The sequence below is a fragment of the Blautia sp. NSJ-140 genome (assembly GCF_022868965.1).
GTDB lineage: Bacteria > Bacillota > Clostridia > Lachnospirales > Lachnospiraceae > Blautia_A.
On sequence record NZ_JALIFS010000006.1, the window covers coordinates 80,809 to 106,173 of the forward strand.

A 25,365-nucleotide genomic window follows, 5' to 3' on the forward strand; every position below is an offset into this window, starting at 1 on the left:
ATACTAATATGGTCTTTTTTCTAACCAAACTTTAAGATAACATCTAATTCCAACATATGCGCCCTGCGAAAGTACGAAAAGCAATAGAAGATTTACTGACAGTACTTTTTTGATTGATTCTCCAAAATAAATGACAATAGCAACACTTGTCAGTATCATTAGTAGAGTAATAACATCCCAACAGTTTTTCTTATATAATTCTATAACCTTTATTTCTATCAGTATCGCCAGCATCCCTGTTCCTGCCATACATATTCCTACAATCAATATTAGCAATAACCAATATACCATTCCGGCTATAAAAGCATTTGGAATTTTTGTACTAATCTGTGCCGCAGAATGCCCGGCATCAATCGTCCATCCGACAAAGGTTTGTATGAATGATGCTAAATCATTGAAGAATGATTTACAATCGACAAGGAACATATCTGACTGTACTGCCTGAAAAAGAGTGGTTGTCAACGAATACCATGCAAGAAGGAACAAGGTTGTTTGGAACATTACCGTTTTTGCTTTATACTGTCCTGCAAGTCGCTCTTTTTGTGTTTCGTATTTTGCTTTTGCATTCTGATAGGCTGTCCGGTTACAGGCTTCACATTTTTCATAGAGTACCGGCTTTTCTACCGGTATTTCTACGATTTTCTGATGTGTCCGGGCATAATCCCGTTCCTGTGTTAAATAGCATATTTTATCTTGACATTCCTCTATCATGACGTTTGCGCTTCGCAACTTCTCTTTCTCGATCCGCAATGCTCTGTCTGCCAGCTTCAAGTCGTTCTTTAATGCTTGAATATTCCCGGCTCTGTTCTCTTTGTTTAATTTCTCGTTCAAGGTCAGAGATTCGCTGAGCTGCGTCTTCAGTTCCACGATAAGCTGTTCTTTCTGTTCTAGTTCTTCTTGTATCTCCTCGGTCAAGAGCAGAAGTTCTTCCAACTGTTCGGCGTTCTTTGATTCTCTGGATTCGTTCATCTATATCACGTCCTTTCTCTATCTGCTGTTCCAGTTCAGCAATTCGGTGTTCTGTTTCAGTAATAAACTGTTTTCGCTGTTCAGCTTCTGTGCCAATTTCTGCCATTGCTGATTTTCGTTTTCCAAAAGCTCTATCTTCGTTTTCTGTTCTTCCATCTTGGAAAGCAGTTCCTCGGTATTTGGCAAAATGTTGAGCAGCTCGGTTAACTCGTTGTTTAATTTTTGTAATTTCTGATTCTGTTTTTGCATAAGAGAGAGTTGAGTGTCCCGGTTCTGCATTTCCAGAATCATTTCTGCCATTAGGTTCTGCTGTTCTTCGATTTGACCAATCATGGATTCCATTAAGGGTATAATTTCCCGGCTTTCTTCTAATGTCATTTAATCGCTCCTTCCATAATGATAATGCACCCGATACTTTCCCAAAGGTGTTTAGTATCTTTTGCAATAACGTGTTTTGTTGTTTTATGATTTGATTTTCCGCTACTTTCCACGAGCCTTTTATTTCCTGCCCGGCAAAAAACTTTTGTTCAATCTTTCTTGCGTCAGCTCCTTCATGGATGGTAGGAATCTGGAGTTTTCCCTGCTTTTCATAAGAACGATGATCAACTTGATTATGCAAAGGCAGATGTTCATTACATACCTTTGCCCATTCACTCCGCCACAGTTCACAATTTTTTGGATTGTTCCATCCAGTAGCATCGGTCAGCACCCGTTTCCATTGCAGGCGGTTTCTTGCTCCAATCTTCTGAATTCCGTTTTCGTCTAATACAGGGATACGGATTCCATGACGGTCAGGGTTTTTCTTATCCTGCCACCAGTTCGGATGGGATTCATCAATCACGATATTTCCGTTTTTATCTCTGACAAAATCCCAATCCTTGACTTCTTTCTTTCCCCAAGAATGATCCGGGTTAAAAGGACGCATAGTTAGAAGCAGATGGACATGGGGGTTGCCATCCCCTTTGTCGTGGATACTCCAATCAGCGCACATTCCTCTATCTACAAAAGTTTTTTGGATATAGTCGGTTGTATATTGAATTTGTTCCTGTCTGCTCCATTCTTTGGGGAGGGCAAATTCAAATGACCTGCCAAGTTGGGCATCTGCATTTTTTTCAATCTTCAATACCTCATTCCATAACCTCTGTTTTTGAAATGTGATTTTAAATTTTTTTATAGCAGCTTCTTTATCTTCTGACCTTTTGTATCGGACAGACTTTTGAAAGCGTTTTATATTTTCCTCTGGTACTATCTGCCATTCAGAAGGTGCGTTTTCGCACATCATCAGACTGGTGTAGACCACTTCTTTTTTAGAAGTGTAATAACTGATACTCCCGGTTTCTTCGTTTTTCATCACATCCCCATTGAGATATGCAGAAGCGGAGATAACAGATTTTCCTTTACTTCGTCCGACTATTTTGATTGTGTAATGAAAAATCGCCATGTCTGGATTCCTCCTTTCTGCACATCCGGCATAGATTTCCGGCAACATTGCTTTCAATTTTAGAAAAAGCAGCATTGCCGGAACGCCCTCTGCGTAAGAGTGCCCTGCGCATAGCAGTCTGCATGGAATGCGCCCCTCTGGCGAAGAGTGCCTCCTGCGGCATGAGCAGGTCTGGCTGAAAGCCCCGCCGACGGAACGAGCCCGGCAAGCGTGAGCGCAGACCGGTTGCCACTTGTGGCAAACTTATTGGGACGACCTCTGGTTGTCCATAAGTGCGCCCTTCATGAAAAAGCAATGAAGGGAATGAAAAACTCATCCCCTCCGCCATTACACTTCCTCCATATCGGTATTGGCTTCTTTCTGCATTGCCTTTGAGAAAAACTTCCCATTGGCTTCCTGCCTTTTCAGAAAACCAATCAGCTTTGGGATGTCTTCCTCCTCAATAGGTGCACCAAGAACGGATTCCACTGCACCGCCAATCTGACAGAGCCTATGGGTTCGTTTTTTACTTTCTTCGGCTTTCTTTCGTTTCAGAAGTTCTTTCTTCTGTGTTGCATATCTTTTCGCCTTTTCAAGGCTTTCCTGTTCCTTCTTTTCCATTTCAAGCATTCGTTCTTCATAACTTTTTGTTGATTTTGCCATGATTACATTCCCCTTTCTTTTGCAAACATAAGTTCTCGGTTGCGTATCAGAAGAAGCACATGGTATAATCTTCTTGCGTGTAGGTATATCATGGCTTCGGTCTGATAGAACCTTTGGCGGTTTCTTTGGAAGCCGCCTTTTTAATTTGCCGCAGTTCTTGTTACGGCTTTTACATTTCCTCTATCCCTCAAATCACGACCTTCATTCGCTTCCATAAACATTTCCAGAATATCGGTTTTAATCAGGACTTTGCGACCAACCTTTAATACTGGAAGTTTCTTCCATTCTACAAGCTGTCTTAAGGTATTTCTGCCGATTCCCGTATAATCAGCAGCTTCTTCGATGGATAATGCAATTTTTCTTTGCGTCATATAATCACCTCCTTATAAATTGCATTATGCAATTCTTGTGATGTAAGTATATCCTTTCCAAATCTTTTTGTCAAGCGTTACGAAATATTAAAAATAATTTTTATATTGCATATTGCAATTTCAGAAAAACAATGCTATAATTCATACATACCGAAAAAGGAGGCAGTCAGCATGAAAGATAAAGAACTACGCAAGCTGATAGGCAGCAGAATAAAACAGCGCCGTCTGGAATTGAATCTGACACAGCCTTATGTCGCAGAAAAGATGGGTGTTACCGCTTCTACAATCCTGCGTTATGAGAATGGTTCGATTGACAATACGAAAAAAATGGTGCTGGAAGGTCTTTCGGAAGCACTCCATGTATCCGTGGAATGGCTCAAAGGGGAAACAGATGAATATGAAACCGACATTACGGATAAGAGAGAATTACAGATTCGTGATGCGATGGGAGATATTCTGGAACAGTTACCGCTTGCCCTTACCAAAGAAGAAGATGCTTTTTCAAAAGATTTATTACTGCTGATGTTAAAACAATATGGTCTGTTTTTGGATTCCTTCCAGTTCGCCTGCAAAAACTTCAAGGGAAATGCTGGTCAGACGGATATTGCCAAAACAATAGGGTTTGAATCGAATGATGAATATAATGAGATTATGTTCTTAAGGGAAATCACTCCTACCATCAATGCTTTTAATGAGATGGCAGACATTGTAAGGCTCTATTCCAAGAAACAAAAAACAGCAGAACAAAGGCTTGCAAATCTTTTATCAGAAGTCTTATACGAAGATTCCGAATCGGTATAGTAAGACAACCGGAGTTATGATATACTTACACGCACGAAGCATTTCATCAGTTCCGATTTTACGATTGTGATGGCGGTCTTTGATGTGGCCCAAAATGTGGTGTCGCAAAGTGCCGGTGTCATAAACGGGAACCTGGATGTGCAGGCGGCGTTGTCTGATCTGGAAACCCAGCTTGAAGCAATGGGAATGTGGGAACTGATTGGACTGTGGCTGGAAACCAACATCATCAATCTGTGTATGTGGGTACTGTCCATCGTGATCTTTGTCATTGTATATGGCCGTATGATCGAGATTTATTTAACCGTGAGCCTTGCACCGATCCCGTTTTCCACAATGGCAAACCGGGAATGGGGACAAATGGGAACCGGGTATCTGCGTTCCCTTTTTGCCCTGGGTTTTCAGGGTTTTTTGATTCTGATCTGTGTTGCCATTTATGCAGTGCTGGTCCAGTCTATCCCATCGTCCGGCGACGTGCACGGCGCGATCTGGGGAACGGCGGGTTATACGGTACTGCTGGCCTTTGCCCTGTTTAAGACAGGTTCGTTATCCAAATCCATATTTAATGCAAGATAGCATGAACAAAACCAATTCTAAAAAGGAGGATTTTATATATGAGTAAAACCAATACAGAAAAAATGGCGCCGGAGACACAGACGCCGGAAATGACAAACGGCATGAAGCTGGATGTCCGCGTGCGTCCGATCGCCCCAATGGGAAACCTGCTGGCGTTTGCCAATGTTACGATTGGCGGATGCTTTAAGATTGACGGCTTCCGTATCTGTTCCAGTGAAAAGGGGCTGTATGTCAATATGCCCGCAACCCAGGATAAGGGAGGTAACTGGAAAGATGTCTGCTGGCCGGTTACGGCAGAGTTCCGCAAACAGCTTAATGACGCTCTGATCGATGGATATGGGCAGGCTATTGAAAATTTGCAAGCAACTCTTGAAGCAACAAAGGGAGCTGCGGAAAAACCTTCCCTGACCGGTGCATTGAAGGAAAATGCCGGTAAGGTCAAAGAACAGCCGGCCAAACCTGCCCCATCTAAGAATGAGCAGGCTCGCTAATGCCGGAAACGAAACAGTACGGCATTATCTATGCCGATCCGCCCTGGCGCTATGATAGGAAACATGGAAGCGGCGTTGCGGAGAACCATTACCCCACAATGAGCATTGAAGAAATCTGTGCCCTGCCGGTATCGGAACTTGCCGCAAAAGACAGCACCCTTTTTCTGTGGGCGACCTTCCCGCAGCTCAATGAAGCCTTCCGGGTGATCGATGCCTGGGGATTCAAATATAAAACGCTGGCTTTTCTATGGCTCAAACAGAACCGGAAAGCGGATAGCTGGTTTTATGGCATGGGCTTTTGGACCCGATCTAATGCGGAGGTCTGCCTGCTGGCAACCAGAGGCCGACCGAAACGCCAGTGTGCGGGAATCCATCAGTTTGTAATCTCCCATATTGAGCAGCACAGCAAGAAACCGGACGAGGTGCGGGATAAGATCGTAAAACTCATGGGCGATCAGCCCAGAGTGGAACTGTTTGCAAGACAAAAGACACCCGGCTGGGATGTGTGGGGCAATGAAGTGAACTGTACGCTGACTATGCCGGAGCGAAAGGGGTGATTTTGATAGAACAAGATGCAAAGCGGCTGCTTATGGAACGGCTGGACGAGTGTTTGAAGGTTCATGCGGATATGCTGGATGCACAGAATATCGGTAGTATTTACGAGTTACAGGGACTTTCGGAACTCCACTATTATCTGAAGGTTGAACATGTATTTACCCCGGCGGAAGTAGAGGCGCTTCTTTCTTTTCAGGACCCGTTGGACGTAGCCCGATGGTGCTGGGAAGAAAATAACCATGAACATAGTTTCCCGATCTGCGATCTTCTCAAAGAAATTGATGCAGAGCAAAAATTTGAACATTTCACAAGCGAAGCTTCCGCACAGGACAAATATACACTCCTGATGAAACGGCTGGGACAGAATTACTTTGCTTACCGGGAAAGCCTTATGTCAAGAGATAAGGAATCCTTAATTGAAAAAGCTGCTGAAATTACAGCCATGCAGGAGGCGTATTCCTATCTGACAACAAAGTTTGAGTTCGGGGATGAAATGTTGGATGATGTGCTGGCGCTTGAGAATCCTTTGAAATACTTTGCAGACCGTTGGCTTTTACCGGTTTCGGATGTGTTCGACGTGGATATGGATATTCGGGAAAATATTGCCGGAATCCGAGATAGCCAGGAATACCTGTGTCAGAGAGGACCGGCTGTTTCTGTCCTGGCACGGCTGCAAAATGCGGCTCAGGAAGTGCGGGAATGTCCGGCTTCGGAGAAACCGGTACGCGAATTCGGTGCACGGTAATGGGCCGGAAACTATATTACGATGGGAGGTGTATAGATGCCTTATGTACCTGTACCAAAGGATTTAACCAAAGTTAAAACCAAGCTGGCCTTCAATCTGACGAAGCGCCAGCTTATTTGTTTCAGTCTTGCCGGGCTTGTCGGCCTTCCGGTGTATTTCTTTACCCGCGGGGCGATCGGCAATTCGGCGGCTGTACTTTTGATGATCGGGCTGATGATGCCCTTTTTCTTCTTCGCCATGTATGAGCGTGACGGACAGCCGGCAGAAAAGATCTTGAAGAACCGGCTCCGTTATAAGCTCTGGCCGAAGAACCGTCCATACAGGACGGATAACCTGTATAAATCTATGTCAAAGAAGGAGGTTACAAAGATTGCCAAAAAACAAGCAGCAGGAAGCTCAGGAAAAGCGTCTGCAAAAAAATATCAGGCAGGCCAAAAAGACCAGATCCGATGCAAAGCAGGGCAAAACTAAGTCTGCCCGTTCCAAGCCGTCTAAAAAAGGCGGCTTTTTTGCCGGGCTGAAAGCAGATGCCCCGCAGACGGTCCAGCAGAGCATTCCCTACCGTGAAATGTACCGGGATGGGATCTGCCGGTTGACCGATACCCTTTACACCAAAACGGTACAGTTTTTTGATATTAACTATCAGCTTGCACAGGCAGATGATAAAGCACAGATCTTCGAGGGTTACTGCGATTTCTTAAATTACTTCGATGCTTCGATCCATGTGCAGCTTACCTTTATCAACCAGCGGGCCAATATGCAGGATTTTACCAGAAGCATTGAAATCCCTCCCCGCGGCGACGAGTATGACGGAATCCGCAAGGAATACGGGGATATGTTAAAGAACCAGTTGCAGAAAGGAAATAACGGTCTCACCAAACGCAAATACATTACCTTTGGGATCGAGGCAGATGACCTGCGTACTGCGAAAATGCGTCTGGAACGCATTGAAACGGATGTGCTGGCAAATTTCAAAACCCTTGGAGTCCAGTCAAGATCCTTAAACGGACTGGAACGTCTGGAACTTCTTCACGGCCAGCTTCACCCGGACGGTCAGGAAAAGTTTCATTTCCAGTGGTCGGATCTGCCTAAGACCGGTCTTTCTACCAAAGACTTCATTTCCCCATCCGGGCTGTCTTTTTCAAAGGATGGAAAGACATTCCGGGTAGGCGACCATTCCGGTGCCGTCTCCTTTTTGCAGATTTTGGCGCCGGAGCTTACTGACCGGCTTTTAGCGGATCTTCTTGACTTAAACGACGCCGTGACTGTCAACTTGCATATTCAGTCTATCGACCAGGCACAGGCAATCCGAAACATCAAGCGTAAAATGTCGGACCTGCAGAAAATGACCATTGAGGAACAAAAGAAAGCGGTCCGATCCGGGTATGATATGGACATCATTCCCACCGACCTTGCCACCTATGGAGAGGAAGCAAAAAATCTTTTGCAGGATTTACAGAGCCGCAATGAGCGCATGTTCCTTGTGACGGTACTGGTGGAAAATATCGCTGCCAAACGCCAAAAGCTGTTCAATGATATTTTTGCCGCTTCGGGTGTGGCACAGAAATACAACTGTGCCTTAAAACGGCTGGATTACCAGCAGGAACAGGGGCTTATGTCCTCGCTTGCTCTTGGTACGAACCAGATTGAAATTGAGCGCGGGCTTACGACCAGCAGCACAGCGATCTTTGTACCGTTTACCACCTGTGAATTGTTCCAGGAGGGCGAGGCGTTGTATTACGGCCTGAACGCCCTTTCCAATAACTTGATCATGGCGAACAGAAAAACGCTGAAAAACCCCAATGGGCTGTTTCTCGGTACCCCAGGAAGCGGTAAATCTTTCTCTGCCAAGCGTGAGATCGTCAATGTGTTCCTTCTGACGGAGGACGACATCATTATCGCTGACCCGGAAAATGAGTATGGGCCGCTGGTGCAGCAGTTCGGTTCCCAGGGGCAGGTCATTGATATTTCCCCTACTTCCACAAACTACATTAACCCTATGGACATCAATCTGGACTATTCCGATGATGAAAACCCGATCACTTTGAAAAGTGATTTTATTCTGTCGCTGTGTGACCTTATCATCGGCGGCAAAGAAGGGCTTTCCCCTATTGAAAGGACGATCATCGACCGTTGTACCAGACTGGTGTACCGGGAATACCTGCAGGACCCATGCCCGGAAAATATGCCGATCTTAGGCGATCTTTACGAGCTGCTTTTGAAACAGTCTGAACCGGAGGCACAGAATATCGCAACTGCGCTGGAAATCTATGTCAATGGTTCCCTTAACGTGTTCAACCACCGTTCCAATATCCAAATGGATCAACACCGGGTACTGTGTTTCCAGCTTAAATCACTGGGAAAAGCCTTAAAGGAAATCGGGCTTTTGATCATGCAGGATGCGGTGTGGAACCGTGTTACGGCCAACCGTTCCAAACATAAAACAACCTGGTTCTATATCGACGAATTCCACCTTCTTTTGAAAGGGCAGACAGGAAGTTTCAGCGTGGAGATCTGGAAACGCTTTCGTAAATGGGGCGGAATCCCATCAGGTTTAACGCAGAACGTCAAGGACCTTCTGGCTTCCCGTGAGATCGAGAACATTTTTGAGAACTCGGACTTTATCTATATGCTCAACCAGGCCCAGGGAGACCGTCAGATTTTGGCAAAGCAGCTGGGAATCTCCCCGCACCAGCTTTCCTATGTGACCCATTCCGGTCCCGGCGAGGGGCTTTTGTTCTTTGGAAATGTGATCATCCCCTTTGTGGACCACTTCCCGAAGGACACACTGTTGTACAGTGTGCTTACCACAAGACCGGATGAAATAGCGGGGACCAAAGCGTGAGACAAAAATTAAAATGGATCGGAGGTGAGAACAATGGCACACGACAGGGAATTTCAAAGGAAGCGCAAAGATACCCGGATGCCGGTGCGTGATTCCCACGGGGAGGATCAGCCGGCAGTCAGGCAGACCGAACAGGATTTTGACCTGCGCAGGGCACGGGACACCCCTTCTTCTGTCACCGGCAAAACACACAGGCAGGACATCCCTGTACAGACGGAATTTTCCCATCTGTCACCGGAAACACCGGAGTCCTTGCTGGAGCAGGGCGAAGTGTATGCAACCTCTTTGGATGGCTTTTCAGATCGCTTTGAGATACCGGATGCTACCGGAACAGAGTCCCCGACACAGGACAACGGACGAAGCAATTTCCGGCAGGAGGTTTCCAGGCGTTCTTTTGTAACAGAGGATGTGACAGACCATGATACCGGACAATATGCACCTTCTTCCGAAGGATCAGCCCCACCGAGCGGCACAGACAGATCCGGTCAGGGACATCGTTATCGGACACATCAGCATGGGAACAAATATCAGCAGCGTTTTCAGGAAGCGGCACAGGCGGAGGAACAGGCAGCACAAAAGGAAAAGGGTGTGGATAGCGAACCGCCGAAAACATCCAAGCTGGAATTTACTGCGGATGAACTGCCACCGGAGACAAAGGATAAAAAGCTCACCCATGCAAGACGGAAGGCGGAACGGACTGCACAAAAAGCAGAGCAGGCGCAAAATCGTCTGCCGGCCCGGAAGAAACTGCGCATGGAGACGGTTTCCGACCCGGAGACCGGAAAAGCCAAAAAACACTTAAAATTTGAAAAGGAGGTTAAATCCCAAAAGGCCCATGTAAAAGGACCTGTACCCCTGCGTCCGGTCAAGGCGGGCGCCAATACTGCCATTGGTTACGCTCATAAAAAGATTTATGAGGCAGAGGATGAAAATGTGGGGATCAAGGCAGCCCACCGCTCTGAACTTGTGGGCGAGGCGGGGCTTCGCACGGCATATCACCGGCATAAAACTGCCCCCTACCGAAAGGCAGCGAAATTACAGCAAAAATCAGCAAAGGCCAACGCAAGACTTGCCTACCGGCAGGCTCTTAGCGACCACCCGGAGCTGAAGAAACATGCGATTGCCCGGATATGGCAGAAACAAAAACTGAAAAGGCAGTATGCCAAGGCTGCCCGTGAAGCCGGGAAACAGGCAAAAAATGCCGCAGTCGCAACAGAGAGGGTCAGCGTCGGTATTGTCCATGCGGTCAAACGGCACCCTATGATCTGCCTTGTCCTCCTGCTTCTCCTTTTGGTAATTTTCTTGATCATGTCCCTGTTTTCCACGTTCTCCAATATTGGGACCGGCGGTCTGGGAAGTCTGGCTGCTTCTACCTATCTTGCAGACGATCAGGACATCAATCAGGCGGAGCTTACCTATACCGAGTGGGAAACAGATCTGCAAATGGAAATAGACCGGGTGGAATCAGACCGCCCCGGTTATGACGAATACCGGTATAACCTGGGTGCGATCGAGCATGACCCGTATGTGCTGATGGGGTATCTGACTTCTGCTTATCAGGGATTTACTTACGATGAAGTGGAAAGCGTGCTGCGGCAGCTTTTCCAGGAACAATATACCCTGTCCTTTTCAGAAGAAACCGAGATCCGTTACCGCACCGAAACTTCCGTTGACCCGGAAACCGGGGAAGAAACCCAGGAGGAAGTGCCTTATGAATGGCGCATCTTAAATGTCAAGCTCACAGTCACACCTCTGGAAAACCTGGTCGTTTCCCGGATGAACGCAGACCAGAAAGAGATCTGCGAGATCCTGCTGCAGACAAAAGGAAACCGCCAGTATGTCAAAAATATCTTTGGCACCAACTGGCTCCCTTATGTGACCAGCTACTACGGCTACCGGGTACATCCCATCAGCGGGGAAAAGAACTATCACACCGGTGTGGACATCGGGATGCCGGAGGGCACAGAGATCCTTGCCGGGCATGACGGAACAGTCACCCTTGCGGGAAATGCCAGCGGTTATGGCTTATGTGTTGCCATTGAAGGCGAGGCATACGAAGGACATACCCTGACGACCAAATACGGGCACTGTTCCCAGATCCTTGTTTCTGCCGGGCAGGAGGTCAAAGCCGGGGATGTGATCGCAAAGGTCGGGAATACCGGAAATTCCACCGGTCCCCACCTGCATTTAGAAGTCCTGGTTGACGGTCAGTATTTGAATCCCCTGTATTTTGCTGATACCGGCGATACCAGCGAACGGCACCTGCCGGAAGTTGGTTCAGGCGGCACAGGAAACTACTTCGATTATGACATTCCACCGGAAGCCCTTGCGGATGAACAGTTTGCTGCAATGATGGCCGAGGCGGAAAAATATCTTGGCTATCCGTATGTATGGGGAGGCGCAAGCCCTTCCACTTCCTTTGACTGTTCCGGCTATGTGTCCTGGGTGATCAACAACTGCGGCGTCGGCTGGAATTTCGGAAGGCTGACTGCGGACGGTCTTTTAGGTGTATGTACGCCGGTATCAAGCGCAGATGCAAAACCGGGCGACCTGATCTTCTTCCAGGGGACCTACAATACCAGCGGCGCAAGCCATGTAGGGATCTATGTAGGAAATGGAATGATGATCCACTGCGGAGACCCGATCTCTTATGCCAACATCAATACAAGCTACTGGCAGCAGCATTTTTATACATTTGGGCGTCTGCCTTAACAGATTGGAGGTAATAAATTGAATCCTAAAATTGAAAAACTGGAAAAGGAAATTGAAAAGACCAAAACAAAGATTGCGGAAATGCAGGCAAAGCTCCATAAGCTGGAGGAACAGAAAACGGAGCTGGAAAATACCGATTATGTGGCGGTGGCGCGCAGTTTCAAACTGACGCCCCAGCAGCTTGCGGATTTTTTGAAATCACAGCAGGCGGCCCCTTCGGAAACTATTTTACCGCAGGAGAAGGAGGATGTGCATGAGGCTTAAAAAACTTTCCCTGCTGCTGGCGCTTACGCTTCTTGTAAGTGTCAGCGCATTACCTGTAACGGCTCATGCCGGCGGTTCCAAAGACACCACACCGCCAACGCTGACTGCTTCCCTGGAGGGCGATGCCCTGAAAATAGAAAGCAGTGACGATCTATCCGGCGTGGAGGCGGTCTTTGTTGATGAAAACCGTATCAACTCCCTTACCGATGGGAAAGCGTCGGTTGCACTAAAAGATTATGCAGGAACAGAAAAACAGGTAAGCATATACGCAAAGGATTATGCAGGAAACCGTTCTGATGCGGTAAAGCTGGATAATCCGTATTACAAAGAACCGGCTCCTGAAAAGAAACCTGCTGTGGCAGCACCCCAGAGTCCGTCCGGTACACAGACAAAACCGCCTAAGGAAGAAAAACCTTCCGGCTCAAACGTTGCAACCCCTTCCGGCGGCGGAAATTCTTCCGGTTCAGATAACAGTACCGGACAGCAGGAAAATACTTCTGCGGTCCCGGAAGGTGCATTTACCCCGGAAGGCACCGGAACGGTACAGGACAACATCAGTGGTACGGATGGGGAAAAACAGTTTTACACCATCACTACGGACGCGGGCAATGTCTTTTATCTGGTGATCGACGGGAAACGGGAAGATAACAATGTCTACTTCTTAAACGGCGTCACAGAGTCCGACCTGATGGCGCTTGCAGAAAAGAACAATGGCAGCATGAGCATGATTCCCCAGGAAGAAAGCTGCAGCTGCACAGAAAAATGTGAGGCGGGAAAAGTCAATACCGGCTGCCCGGTCTGCAAAAATGACTTAAATGGCTGCAAAGGAAAAGAAAAGCCGACGGAAACTGAAAAACCGGCAGAACCGGAAAAGCCGAAGAAAGAAACCGGCAGCGTCGGCACGATCCTGTTTATCCTTGTTGCCTTACTTGCGGTCGGCGGAATCGGTTACTATGTAAAAATCGTGCGTCCGAAACAGCAGGCCGAGGACGATGCGGAATTTGAGGATGACGGTTATGGCGAAGGCTTTGACCCGGATGAGGCATACGGGGAACCGGAATATCTTTCCGAGGACGATTTTGACGACAAGGACAGCAAATAAGGCTGTCCTTTTAGATTTTATGAAAGTGAGGATTTTTTCATGGAACATATCATAACCAGACGCCGCGGCTTTCGCAAGCTGTTGGCGTTTTTGCTTTGTATGGCAAGCATTTTGGGGCTTCTTCCGGCTCAGGCTTTTGCCATGTCTGTCGGACAGACGGCAAGCTCCTGGCTGGGCGACCAGTATGTAGGCTCTGATGGGAACCACTACCGCGCCCCGGCGCCTTACACCTATCTTGCCTACCATACAGACGGAACCATCGACGTACACACCAGTTCCGGGGGCAATGCTTACCGGCACTATATGCTGACGGATTCTGACGGGATCAGCCACCAGGTTTACTGTGTGGAGAGCGGGATTCCTTACCATACTTCGGAAAATACCTATGTTTCGGAAAGCGGGACCAACAGCCAATACCTGAACCTGCTTCCTGCCGAGGCAAGGAGGGGGATCACCCTGACTGCGATCTATGGCTGGAAACCCGGTGCGGCGCTCCCTGTTTCCGGAATCAACGAGGATGACTATAAGATGGCAACCCAGATCATCCTTTGGGAATACCAGCAGCAACTTAGAAGCGATCCGTACAGCCGCCACGGAAACGGCCACGCAGACGCCGACCAGTATTTCAGCGTGATCGCCGGACGACCGGCAGAAAAAGCCTATGACTGGATTCTTGCACAGGTCGCTTCCCATTCCACAGTACCTTCCTTTACTTCTTCTAAGAAAAGCGAAGCACCGGAACTGGAACTGAAATGGGATGTAGAAAAAAAGGTCTATACCCTGACGGTCACAGATACCAACAACTTGAAGATCGATCTGGAGGCTTTGAAAGGCAGCGGCGTTTCTGTGACAAGAAACGGAAATGAATACACCTTTACCAGCAGGCAGATGATGATGGACCCGGTGCTGTTTGAATTCCGAAAGAATATCCCGGTGGCAAACGACATGCTGATCTGGGGCAGACCAGGCTACCAGACCATGATGACCGGCGCCAGCGATCCGGTTTCCTTCTTTGTAAAGATCAAAACGGAAACTTACGGTACCGCAAAACTTGTCAAGACCAGTGAGGACGGCATTGTTTCCGGTATCACCTTCCATATCTCCGGTACGGACATTTTGGGAAATGAAGTCAATGAGGAAGTTACGACCGGAGAAAACGGCCAGATTGAAAAGAAGCTCCTGCCGGGAACCTATCTGGTAAAAGAACTTCCGGTGGATCGCTATGTGACCCCTTCCGCACAGTACGTGACCATTGAAAGCGGGCAGACTTCTTCGGTACATTTCAGCAATATCCTGAAGAAGTTCCGTGTCCATGTGGTAAAGAGTGATGCTGACACCGGAAATGCCCAGGGGGATGCCACGCTTGCAGGAGCGACCTATGGGATCTTCCGTGATGGCGAACTGATCGACACTTATACTACCGGGCCGGATGGCAGCTTTATGACCCGCTATTATGTATGCGGGGATGGCTGGACGATCCGGGAAATCGAACCGAGCACCGGGTATCTTCTGAATGAAACCATTTATGAAGTGGGTGCATCCCCTTCCCTGTATGAAGTGGAACTCAATACCACAGAAAATCAGGTGACGGAAACGGTTATTTACGGAAATATCCAGCTTGTCAAGCACACCGATGACCTGGACCCGGATGTGCCTGAGGGCGAAAATACCGACGATCCCAATGCCGGTATCATCGAACGCCCGGAAGCAGGCGCAGTCTTTGAAGTTTACTTAAAGGCAGCCGGAAGCTATGACGCGGCAAAGGAAAGTGAACGTGACCTTCTTACCACGGATGCGGATGGTTTTGCTTCCAGTAAACCGCTTCCTTATGGGCATTATACGGTCCATCAGATCGCAGGCGAGGAAGGCAAAGCCTTTGTCCCGGACTTTACGGTATTCATTTCCTCTGACGGAAAGACTTACAGCTATATCCTGAACAACCGCACCATCACAGCCCGTCTGAAAGTTGAAAAATGTGACGCAGAGACCGGAAAGATTATCCCTGTGACCGGAACCGGTTTTCAGATCAAGGATCTTTCCACCGGGGAATTTATCACCCAGACCGTCTACTATCCGAACCCGGAAACACTGGATACCTTCTATGTTTCTGACGAGGGCTGGCTGATGCTGCCGGAGCCTTTGGCCGCTGGGGATTATGAACTTTATGAGGTGGCTGCCCCTTATGGCTATGTGCTTTCCGATCAGCCGGTACCGTTTACCATTGACGGCAGCGAGGCGGTTGTGACGGTCACTCAGTACAATATGCCGCAGAAAGGTCAGCTTACCATCACAAAGACCGGAGAAGTATTTGCTTCTGTCCAGGAAAACGACGGACTGTACCAACCGGTATATGAGGTTGCCGGACTTCCTGGAGCGGTCTATGATGTGATCGCAGATGAAGATATTTATACCGGTGACGGTACCTTGCGGGCAGAAAAAGATACGGTTGTGGAAACACTTACGACCGGCGAGGACGGCACAGCGAAAAGCGGGTCTCTCTATCTTGGCCGTTATCGTCTGGAGGAACGTCAGGCGCCTTCCGGCTGTGTGTTGAATCCTCAACCGGAATATGTGGAACTGACCTATGCGGGTGAGACCGTAGAGGTTACACAGACAGCGGCCGGTCTTTATGACGAACGCCAGAAAGTGGATGTCACACTTTTCAAGGCAATGGAGACCGATGACCTGTTCGGTCTTGGCATGAACGAGGAATATAAGGATATTTCCTTTGGACTTTATGCTTCCGCAGACCTGACGGCGGCAGATGGCAGCGTAATCCCGGCAGGTGGACTTCTGGAAGTGGTCTCTGTTTCGTCTGAGGAATCCGGCGGTTACAGCGCTTCCTTCGCTTCCGACCTGCCTTTTGGCAGCTATTATGTCAAGGAACGCACAACCAACGGCGCCTATATCCTTTCGGATCAGGAATATCCGGTTGTCTTTGAGTATGCTGGTCAGGAAACCGCCCTGGTACAGATCCTTGTCAATGAAGGCGAGGCTGTTTCCAATGAACTTCTCCGCGGGCGTGTAGACGGTGTAAAAGTTGGGGAAAACCCGGAAGGCGGCGAAGATGTCACGCTAGCCGGTGCACTCATGGGACTGTTTAGACCTGATACAGAAGAATTTACCGAAGAAAATGCACTGCTTACTGCTGTTACCGGAAAAGACGGCAGTTTTTCCTTTGAGAACATTCCTTACGGACACTGGATCGTCAAGGAGATCTCTGCCCCTGACCTTTATACAGTAAGCCCGCAGCAGCACCATGTATATATCGGTGCAGACGGACAGCATATCGAGATCCGTGTGGAAAACACCCTGATCCGCGGCAGCGTGCAGGTGACCAAAACCGAAGCTGTGGAAGAACCTTCCCCTGCGGAAAAGGAGGATAAGAAAGACAAGAATTCTTTCCTGCGTTTCCTGCCCGGTGCGGTGTTCGACCTGTATGCGGATTCCAATGCCAACCAGGAATATGATCCTGACGATCAAAAGATCAGTACGCTGAAAGAAACCGATGCAGGCTATCATACGGCGGAAAACCTTCTGGCTGGCGGCTACTTTATCAAAGAAAGCAAAGCGCCGGAGGGCTATCAGCCTGACCCAAACGCTTACTATTTTTCCATCACAGAAGATGGACAGATCGCAGTTGTGGAAAATGGAGAAGCCGGGCACGGATTTACCAATGAGGCTTACCGCGGCAACTTAAAGATCACAAAGGATTCCAGCGACGGGCGCAAAGATGGTTTTGCCATCGAGGTCAAGAGCGCGGACGGCTCCTACTGCGAGACATTCACCACTCCAAAATCCGGTGTAATTGAAGTCAAGGGCCTTCGTGTTGGTATTTATACCGTAACAGAAGTTGCAAACCGGGCAAGCAAGGATTACATCATTCCTGATGCCGCTACGGTGGAGATCAAAGCTGACCAGACATCTACGGTCCAGTTCTTTAATGAAAAACCGGAAAAGCCGGAGAAGCCAGAAAAGCCTTCTGTTCCGTCCAATCCTTCCACCCCTCAAAAGCCGGTACCGCAGACCGGGGATGATCCATATATTTTCCTATATGGCGGACTGTTGGCAGCCGCACTGATCGGCGGCAGCGTATTTGCTGTGTATTATTTCAAAAAGGGAAAATACAGCAGGACTTCCCTGAAAAGAACGGCTGTCGGGGTTTCTGTCCTTTCACTCTGCGTTCTGGTGGCTCTTGGCAGCGGTTTTTTGGTGTTCCGTGACTTGAACCAGTATGCTGAGAGTAAAGATGCCTATCGAGATCTTGCCGGATATGTGGAAGTGCCGGAGCAGACAGCTTCCCCGGAGTCGGCACCCGATCCGACAGAACCAAAACGGGACGATACCGATATTGTCCTGCCTTCGGTAGACTTTGAAACGCTCCGTGAAAATGGACCGGACATCATCGGATGGCTTTCCCTTCCTGATACGGTGCTCAATTATCCGGTAACGCAGACCGACAACAACGAATATTACCTGAACCATCTTTATGACGGAACCTATAACAAGGTTGGCTGCCTGTTTGCCGATTATGAAAACCAGGCAGATTTTTCAGACCGCAATACGATCATTTATGGTCATAATATGCGGGATGGTTCCATGTTTGCGCTGCTGAACCGGTACGATGAACAAAGTTACTTTGATGCTCACAGGCAGATGTATCTCGTTACTCCGAAGGGGGGTTATGTCATGGAGATCTTTGCGGCGTTTGCAGCAAAGCCGGAAGAATCCGGCAGTGAAACTTCTCCCTGGCAGCTTTCCTGGAAGGATGACGGTGCTTATACTACCTGGCTTACAGCTATGAAGGAACGTTCTGCGGTGGAAAGTGATGTGACTGTGACCTGCAGCGATAAGGTACTGACCCTTTCTACCTGTACGCCGGGCGGCACAGGACGCTTCCTTGTCATGGGAAAACTCGTGAAAGTAGATAACGAAATATAGATTTTAGACGGTGCGGGGGCAAAAGCTCCCGCACCTGCTGTTTACAAGGAGGATTTTATTTTATGGTAAATACCATGATTTCCATTCCCGGCTATGTCCATCTTTACCGCTCGCTTTTGCGGTTTTACGACATGCCGGAAAATGAAGTCCGGGAAATGCTCTATCTTCTGAATACGGCAAACCTGGACTGCTATGAGTATTATCACCCGGACCGCAGTGTGATCCAGAGCGGACCGGTCGCTTTTTGCGGATGGCTGGAAACGAAAGACTGCCGCCCTTACCGCACAGAGGTACAGCTTTACAAATCGCTGCTGTTTTTGAAGCGTAGCATTGACCGTGACCTGATCGTATCAGCTCAAAGGGAGGCTCTGCAAACCCTGCGCTGTATTATCTCCAATCTGGAATACCGCTTTTATAAAGCCTATGGCATGGAGATCGAGGACAAACGCACGGTCTATGGGGAATGTACCTACCGTCTGGTTCCCAGGGAGGATGAACCCAGCGTGTGCCTGATGCACGACTGGATCTACCTGCCAACTGCCTGATGTCACGAATAATATATAAAATATGTGACATATATGAAAACTGTACTGCCTTGCAAAATTTTTGATTTTTGATGTATAAATCAGATTTTTAATGGGAACACTCAAAATAAGAGGAATAGGACCTATTGCAATCATGTCACGAATAATATATAATATTCGTGACATGAAGGGAGGCGGTATTGTGGACAACGGATATACAAAACGAATACGAGAGCGTGTTCTTTCTCTTGAAGATGGAACTGTTTTTGTGATGTCTGATTTTGCGGATATTGCAGATACATCCACTATTCGTCAAAGTTTAAGCCGTTTAGTGCAATCAGGAACATTGCGCCGTATTTTGAAAGGAGTTTATGAAAAACCAAAATATAGCAAACTTCTGGATGAATATGTGGCGGCAGACCCGGAAGCGGTGGCGAACGCATTGGCACGAAGTTATCACTGGACGATTGCCCCATGTGGGAATACAGCATTGAACCTGTTAGGTCTTTCAACACAGGTAACAGCAGTATGGTCCTATATCAGCGATGGTCCATATAAGACCTACGAGTGGAACTCTACAAAGCTGGAATTTAAGCACCGGACCAATAAGGAGATTACCGGATTGTCCTATATGACAAGTTTGGTTATACAGGCATTAAAAACGCTTGGCAGATCGAATGTTACGCCAGAAGTCATACAGATGCTTTCCGAAAAACTGACAGACAAGGATAAACAGGCTTGTTTGAAGGAAGCAACCGAGTCTACGGATTGGGTTTACGATACGATACGGCAGATTTGTGGAGGTGAAAAGGTACAATGAGAAATATAGCAAGACTTTCAGATAACGACCGCAGGGAGCTGTTCAGAAATACAGCAGATAAAATGGGGCTGAATGATGCCATCGTGGAAAAAGACTTTTGGGTATGTTTTACGCTGGATTATTTATTTCATCGCTCACCATGGAAAGAGTCCATCACCTTTAAGGGTGGTACCAGCCTTTCAAAAGCCTTTCACCTGATCAGCCGGTTTTCAGAAGATATTGATTTGATTCTGGACTGGCGTGTATTGGGATATGGTAAAGATGAACCATGGGAGAAACGTTCCAATACAAAACAGGATGCTTTTAACAAAGAAGCCAATGTGCGTGCAGAGGTATTTCTGTCCGAAACATTCTGCCCGGCAGTCAAAGCCGGCTTATCCCAGGAAATCGGTTGTGAAGCAAATGTCTACATAGATGAAAAGGATAAACAGACGGTCATTTTCGCCTATCCGCACCTTTTTACGAATACGGCGACTTTACAGGTGATCCGTTTAGAGATTGGTGCGCTGGCAGCGTGGACTCCTGCAAAAACAGCGCTGATCGAACCATACGCGGCAAAATATTATCCGAAGATTTTTGAGCAAAAAGAAACTGCAATCCTTACCGTTGCCCCGGAACGGACCTTCTGGGAAAAAGCCACAATCCTGCACCATGAAGCGAACAGACCGGAACATTTGGAAATGCCGCAGCGGTATTTCAGACATTATTATGATCTCTACCGCATGGCTGCAACACCGGTCAAAGAAGCTGCTTTTTCCAGGCTGGATCTCCTGAAGAAAGTTGTAGATTTCAAAATGAAATTCTATCCCAGAGCATGGGCGAAGTACCCGGAGGCTGTGCCGGGCACATTAAAATTACTCCCGCCGGAATATCGGTTCGCAGCATTGGAAACGGACTATAACTCTATGCAGGATATGTTGTATGGGGATATTCCGACATTTGAGACAGTCATAGCAGCGGTCCAGGAACTGGAAAAAGAGATCAATACACTATAAACAATTACATATCCATTTATTTGCCGGCTATTCTAAGATGCTTTAGAATAGCCGGTTTCTTGTTTTCAAAGGAGGGATGCTATATTACGCAAAATGAAGTCAATGCCGTTTTTGACGAACAGGTGCGGCTCTGTGCTGATACCTTGAAACGGAAAACCAAAGAATACACCGGGGATGATCCGGACCGGCTGGGTGCATTTAAGGCAGCGGCAGCTTTACAGCACACAACGCCCCAGCGTGCCCTTGCCGGTATGCTGGCAAAGCATATTGTTTCTCTATACGATATGTGCTTTGCCGAGGAAACAGTTTATCCGATGGACACATGGGACGAAAAGATCACAGACAGTCTTAACTATCTGTTCTTACTGAAAGCGATTGTAAAGGAGGGACATACCAATTAAACAGATTGAAGTAAAAATTTTGAACTGCCAGGCGGTAGCGGAAGCAGAAAAAAACATGGTCTTTGCGGCAAGACTTACCCAGCAGGGACATAAGATTGCCTCAATGGACGACCTGATGGAGCTCTACGAAAAATCATTCAGCGTTCAGACAGTAGCAGCTATGGGGGCGCTTCCCCATCCTACCATCCAGAAATTTGCGGTGATCACGGTAGCCATTGTCGGCGCCAGCAGGCGTTTTCTGGCGCAGATCACCCGCCACCAGAACGAAGTAAAATTTATGAGTGCATCGCTGCAGTACAGCAACTATACGGGACAGGCGGATTTCGCTGTCCCGTATTCTATTATGACGGCTCCGGCTGTGGTACAGGAGCTGTACTTAAAAAGTTGTAATGAAAGCATGAAATGTTATGAAGCCCTGTGCACTGCCGGAAGCGGGCACGATGCGGCCGGCTATGCCACGCCCCAGGGATTACGGAATGTACTGCTCATCAGCGCCACCCCTTATCAGTGGAAACATATCATCGGCCAGCGGGTATGCCGGAGAAATACAGATGAAACAAGGATCGTGCTGTTAAAGGTCTGGAAAGAACTTTATGACCTAAGCCCTGCCTTGTTTGCCCCGTCACTGACCGGGCCTTTCTGTCAGTTGGATCGATGTCTGGAAGGGAAAATGACCTGCGGGCGAAAACTGCAGGCAGATATGACGCCAGAGGATATTTTAGAAAAAGACTATCCCGCTCTTTGGGAAGGAGGCTGCCGATGAAAATAAAACTAATCGATTTTGGCGTGCCGGAGCACCAGCGTCCTTACCGTCCTCATGGCAATGATGCCGGAGCAGATGTTTATCTGCCCTATGACTGCACCTTACAGCCCGGAGAAATCGCCAAAATTCCTCTTGGCTTTGGACTGGAAATACCGGATGGGTATGCGGGATATATCTTTCCCCGTACCAGTATGGCGGTAAAAGGTCTGGTCTGTGAACTGCCGCCTGTGGATTCCGGCTACCGAGGAGAGATCCATGCGATCATCAGCAATGTAAGCAATCAGGCGCAGTCTCTTTTTAAGGGAGCCCGTATCGGGCAGCTTGTGATCACGCCGACTGTCATTGCGGATTTTGTAACAGATCTGGGAACAGAGCGAGGAACCGGCAGCTTTGGCAGTACCGGCGAATAGAAAAAGGCTGTTTGGGGAACAGTTTTTGAATACTTATCGGTATAGGGAGCGGACATTTCGAGAACATTATAAAATATAATAAAGAAAGTCACGAAAAAAGCGGCCATTACCGTGACCGCCTACTTTCTGCTATTGAGTTCTTTCATAATACCAAGGATATATTGCATGGATTGAGGATCAAGCTGTCTTGCCTCTGCAATGAATGAGGCGGAAATCTTACTGCACCAGATAGCGAAGAATCATTTTGACGAACTGGGAATCAAAAAGCTCCCCTCTGTCAAATCTCTCCGAGAGGAATACACCGATCTTCTGGAACAAAAACGGAAAGCCTATTCTGCCTATAAAGAAGAATTTCTTTCTTATCGAGAGGACTATCAACAAAAAGAAACGCTTTACTCCAAACAGATTGAAACGCTGGAAGAAAAGAAAAAGGAAAGTGTAACAGAAGATGTTTTTGAAACACCGTGGTTAAGGCGGTTGTTGGAACTGAAAGACATTGAAGAATTAGACAGAGATATTATTGTGGAAATGATAGACCAGATAACAGTTTATGAAAACCGCAAACTTAAAATCTCATACAACTTTGGAAATGAGCTGGAACATTTATTTTCAAGCGTTTACTGTGAGGACTTGGAGAAAAAGGCTATCTAATCTCAATACATTTCTAACTCCCCATATATACTGGGGAATACATATCACAATTTGCGTAAACTACAATCAGCACAACCGCAGCGCAGCACAGAAAAATCCCGTCAATAAGATTTGTCTGCTTTTGGTTTTCAGCGTTCCAACGGAACGCGCAGCCATTGCCACCGGCAATGATCTCAGGGGTTTGGGGATATGTCACCAACAAGCATTAGCAGGAATTCCGGAAACGGGATTTCTGCTAAATACGCAATCTTACGTAAGATTGCATTGCTTGCCAGTAGTTTTAAGAGTTTTTGGCAGAGGATCTGTTTACAGTTGCCGCATTGATAAACCTTTGATAACTGCCTATAATAGAGTTATTATTTTGAACTGCTATAACAGAGAAATGCAAAAAATTAAAATTTTTTGTCCGCTGTAACATTTCGCGGACATTTGCCTGTTATACTATCTGCAAAAAGCAAAGGGAGTGAGAATATGAAGCAGATTTTAATTGTCGAGGACGACAGTTTTTTGAATAAGATGTTGGCCTATAACCTGACCGCAGACGGTTACGGCGTGACTTCTACTCTAAATGCCAGAACCGCAGCCGAAGCTATCCGCCAGCGGGAATTTGATTTAGTGCTGCTGGACATCAACCTGCCAGACGGGAACGGCTTTGAGCTATGTAAGCTGATAAAGCCCCAGCACCCGGACACCATTGTGATTTTCCTGACCGCCAACGATCAGGAGAGCGACCAGATACGGGGCTATGAGGTGGGCGCGGTGGACTACATCACAAAGCCCTTTGTGATCGGGGCCTTGCAGCGGAAAATCAAAGCCATGTTCGCCATGCTGGAACACCACAAGCCGGCCAAGGACATTTACGACGACGGGCGGCTGTTTCTGGACTTCTCGGAGCAGACGGCTTCCTTAAATGGCAAGCCCCTGACCCTATCCCCGATGGAGTACAAAATGCTGAACCTGTTCCGTAAAAATCCCCGGCAAGTGCTGACCCGTGGGCAGCTTTTGGAAAAGCTGTGGGATATAGACGAGAAGTATGTGGACGAACACACCCTGACAACCTCCATCAGCCGGATTCGCAGCAAGATTGAATCCGACGGCGGCGCACCCTACATCAAGACCGTTTACGGCATGGGCTATCAATGGACGGGAGGCGAGGCAAAATGAAGGTTAAGAACCTCTCGGTAAAGCGGCTGTTTGGCCGGGTGGCAATGGGGCTTGTCCTCTCCATGTCCGGAATCACCATAGCCCTGTTTCTTGTGACAAAACAGATTGCGGTGCTGCTGACGGGCGGGGCGCTGCTGTTGTGCGCCCTTGTGGGGATTTTTGTACTGACGCAGGCGTTTGGAAAGCGGCTGTCGCAGTTTACCGCTGACCTGTGCCAGACCTTAGACCACATGATCGCCGGGAATGAAGCGCCCCAGCGCCCGGAGGACAGCGAAACCCAGCTTGCCAGAATCGGACACCGGCTGGCAAGGCTTTACCAGATCATGCAGGAGAACCGCCGCCGGGTGGACGAGGAACGGCAGGAGTTACAGACCCTTGTATCGGATATTTCCCATCAGGTGAAAACGCCGGTAAGCAATCTGAAAATGGCGACGGACACCCTGCTGGAAAAGCCTATGACCGAGGCAGAGCGCACCGACTTTATCCGGGGAATCCGCAGCCAGACGGATAAGCTGGACTTTCTCTTTCAGGCCCTTGTGAAAACCTCCCGGCTGGAAACGGGCGTGATCCAGTTGGATAAGAAACCGGGCCGCCTCTTTGATACCGTGGCGCAGGCCATGAGTGGGATCGTGTATGCAGCGGAGAAAAAGGAAATTGCCGTGTCCGTGGACTGCCCGGAGGATTTGGCCGTTTCCCATGACAGCAAGTGGACATCCGAAGCCCTCTTTAACCTGCTGGACAATGCGGTGAAGTACACCCCGGCAGGCGGGAAAATCGCTGTGTCGGTGGTGCTGTGGGAAATGTATGTGGAGATCAAAGTAGCCGACACCGGCAAGGGAATTTCCGAAAGCAATCAGGCCGCCATCTTCCGGCGCTTCTATCGTGAGGAAGAAGTACACGAACAGCAAGGTGTGGGTATTGGACTGTATCTGGCCCGCGAGATCGTAACGCGGCAGGGCGGCTATATCAAAGTGGTTTCGGAGCCGGGCAAGGGTTCGGAATTTTCCATTATGCTGCCTACAAAATAGAACGCGGCGGACGGCCATTTCCGGCTGCCCGCCGTAAATTTTTTTGAAATGTCCGAGCATTGTAACATTTCACCCCGATTTTCAATGAAATTTTTTGGCCGCTGTAACATTTCGCGGACATTTGGGTTTTACAATACCCTTATCAAATATGGAGGTG

22 protein-coding genes and 2 pseudogenes are annotated in these 25,365 nt (G+C 47.9%); 20 read left to right on the top strand and 4 right to left on the bottom strand.

The features are described 5' to 3' along the window. Positions 1-3 precede the first annotated feature (3 nt). The 4 genes from MUB50_RS08725 to MUB50_RS08740 form a co-directional block, all read right to left on the bottom strand. Positions 4-711: a DUF6040 family protein gene (locus MUB50_RS08725; protein WP_008394183.1), complete on the bottom strand. Its 708-nt coding sequence runs from the start codon at positions 709-711 to the stop codon at positions 4-6. After that, positions 689-2,410 carry a MobA/MobL family protein gene (locus MUB50_RS08730; RefSeq protein ID WP_107029154.1) on the bottom strand — a complete coding sequence of 574 codons (1,722 nt, stop codon included), beginning with the start codon at positions 2,408-2,410 and terminating at the stop codon, positions 689-691. The genes MUB50_RS08725 and MUB50_RS08730 overlap by 23 nt, the downstream gene beginning before the upstream one ends. Before the next feature lie 327 nt (positions 2,411-2,737). Beyond that, positions 2,738-3,052: a relaxasome subunit MobC gene (locus MUB50_RS08735; protein WP_072522126.1), complete on the bottom strand. Its 315-nt coding sequence runs from the start codon at positions 3,050-3,052 to the stop codon at positions 2,738-2,740. Between the two features lie 140 nt (positions 3,053-3,192). Then, entirely contained in the window at positions 3,193-3,423 is a 231-nt protein-coding gene (locus MUB50_RS08740) for a helix-turn-helix domain-containing protein (RefSeq protein WP_004843519.1), read from the bottom strand. A 171-nt stretch (positions 3,424-3,594) separates the two neighbouring features. Between MUB50_RS08740 and MUB50_RS08745 the strand changes: the two genes are divergently transcribed. The 20 genes and pseudogenes from MUB50_RS08745 to MUB50_RS08840 all read left to right on the top strand — a co-directional run bounded on the left by MUB50_RS08745 (position 3,595) and on the right by MUB50_RS08840 (position 25,208). Next, positions 3,595-4,224 (top strand): helix-turn-helix domain-containing protein, encoded by a 630-nt coding sequence (locus tag MUB50_RS08745; protein ID WP_008369918.1) that lies wholly within the window; start codon positions 3,595-3,597, stop codon positions 4,222-4,224. A gap of 45 nt (positions 4,225-4,269) precedes the next feature. After that, a pseudogene (locus tag MUB50_RS08750) lies at positions 4,270-4,797 on the top strand (VirB6/TrbL-like conjugal transfer protein, CD1112 family); the annotation flags it as partial. Positions 4,798-4,835: 38 nt separating this feature from the next. Then, positions 4,836-5,288: a SpoVG family protein gene (locus MUB50_RS08755; protein WP_015542955.1), complete on the top strand. Its 453-nt coding sequence runs from the start codon at positions 4,836-4,838 to the stop codon at positions 5,286-5,288. Next, positions 5,288-5,845, top strand: coding sequence for an MT-A70 family methyltransferase (locus MUB50_RS08760; protein ID WP_015542954.1), 558 nt, complete (start codon positions 5,288-5,290; stop codon positions 5,843-5,845). The genes MUB50_RS08755 and MUB50_RS08760 overlap by 1 nt, the downstream gene beginning before the upstream one ends. A 2-nt stretch (positions 5,846-5,847) precedes the next feature. Continuing rightward, entirely contained in the window at positions 5,848-6,588 is a 741-nt protein-coding gene (locus MUB50_RS08765) for a hypothetical protein (RefSeq protein WP_243872589.1), read from the top strand. 36 nt (positions 6,589-6,624) lie between these two features. Then, entirely contained in the window at positions 6,625-7,059 is a 435-nt protein-coding gene (locus MUB50_RS08770; RefSeq protein ID WP_025577943.1) for a PrgI family protein, read from the top strand. Then, positions 6,998-9,433 carry a VirB4-like conjugal transfer ATPase, CD1110 family gene (locus MUB50_RS08775; protein ID WP_430438583.1) on the top strand — a complete coding sequence of 812 codons (2,436 nt, stop codon included), beginning with the start codon at positions 6,998-7,000 and terminating at the stop codon, positions 9,431-9,433. The genes MUB50_RS08770 and MUB50_RS08775 overlap by 62 nt, the downstream gene beginning before the upstream one ends. A gap of 33 nt (positions 9,434-9,466) precedes the next feature. Continuing rightward, entirely contained in the window at positions 9,467-12,145 is a 2,679-nt protein-coding gene (locus MUB50_RS08780; protein ID WP_244802535.1) for a CD1108 family mobile element protein, read from the top strand. Between the two features lie 18 nt (positions 12,146-12,163). Further along, positions 12,164-12,409 carry a DUF4315 family protein gene (locus MUB50_RS08785; RefSeq protein WP_040446576.1) on the top strand — a complete coding sequence of 82 codons (246 nt, stop codon included), beginning with the start codon at positions 12,164-12,166 and terminating at the stop codon, positions 12,407-12,409. Then, positions 12,399-13,511: a DUF4366 domain-containing protein gene (locus tag MUB50_RS08790; RefSeq protein ID WP_005361100.1), complete on the top strand. Its 1,113-nt coding sequence runs from the start codon at positions 12,399-12,401 to the stop codon at positions 13,509-13,511. The genes MUB50_RS08785 and MUB50_RS08790 overlap by 11 nt, the downstream gene beginning before the upstream one ends. A 39-nt stretch (positions 13,512-13,550) precedes the next feature. Continuing rightward, on the top strand, positions 13,551-18,452 hold the full coding sequence (srtB, locus tag MUB50_RS08795) for a class B sortase (protein ID WP_244802536.1): 4,902 nt from the start codon (positions 13,551-13,553) through the stop codon (positions 18,450-18,452). A gap of 62 nt (positions 18,453-18,514) precedes the next feature. Next, positions 18,515-18,997, top strand: coding sequence for a hypothetical protein (locus MUB50_RS08800; protein WP_015542949.1), 483 nt, complete (start codon positions 18,515-18,517; stop codon positions 18,995-18,997). 181 nt (positions 18,998-19,178) lie between these two features. After that, complete coding sequence (locus MUB50_RS08805) at positions 19,179-19,796, top strand: DUF6088 family protein (RefSeq protein WP_055158509.1); 618 nt, start codon at positions 19,179-19,181, stop codon at positions 19,794-19,796. Beyond that, the gene (locus MUB50_RS08810) at positions 19,793-20,791 is read left to right on the top strand and encodes a nucleotidyl transferase AbiEii/AbiGii toxin family protein (RefSeq protein WP_244802537.1); all 999 of its coding nucleotides are present in this window, start codon (positions 19,793-19,795) and stop codon (positions 20,789-20,791) included. The genes MUB50_RS08805 and MUB50_RS08810 overlap by 4 nt, the downstream gene beginning before the upstream one ends. 83 nt (positions 20,792-20,874) lie before the next feature. Further along, a complete protein-coding gene (locus MUB50_RS08815; RefSeq protein WP_040446694.1) occupies positions 20,875-21,192 on the top strand; it encodes a hypothetical protein in 318 nt (105 codons plus the stop codon). Continuing rightward, positions 21,188-21,955: an FAD-dependent thymidylate synthase gene (locus tag MUB50_RS08820; RefSeq protein WP_222847488.1), complete on the top strand. Its 768-nt coding sequence runs from the start codon at positions 21,188-21,190 to the stop codon at positions 21,953-21,955. The genes MUB50_RS08815 and MUB50_RS08820 overlap by 5 nt, the downstream gene beginning before the upstream one ends. After that, entirely contained in the window at positions 21,952-22,365 is a 414-nt protein-coding gene (locus MUB50_RS08825; protein WP_055158506.1) for a dUTP diphosphatase, read from the top strand. The genes MUB50_RS08820 and MUB50_RS08825 overlap by 4 nt, the downstream gene beginning before the upstream one ends. A 342-nt stretch (positions 22,366-22,707) precedes the next feature. Next, positions 22,708-23,016, top strand: a pseudogene (locus MUB50_RS08830) (recombinase family protein); the annotation flags it as partial. 471 nt (positions 23,017-23,487) lie between these two features. Continuing rightward, complete coding sequence (locus MUB50_RS08835; RefSeq protein ID WP_244791036.1) at positions 23,488-24,180, top strand: response regulator transcription factor; 693 nt, start codon at positions 23,488-23,490, stop codon at positions 24,178-24,180. Then, a complete protein-coding gene (locus MUB50_RS08840; RefSeq protein ID WP_187030847.1) occupies positions 24,177-25,208 on the top strand; it encodes a sensor histidine kinase in 1,032 nt (343 codons plus the stop codon). The genes MUB50_RS08835 and MUB50_RS08840 overlap by 4 nt, the downstream gene beginning before the upstream one ends. Positions 25,209-25,365 lie beyond the last annotated feature (157 nt).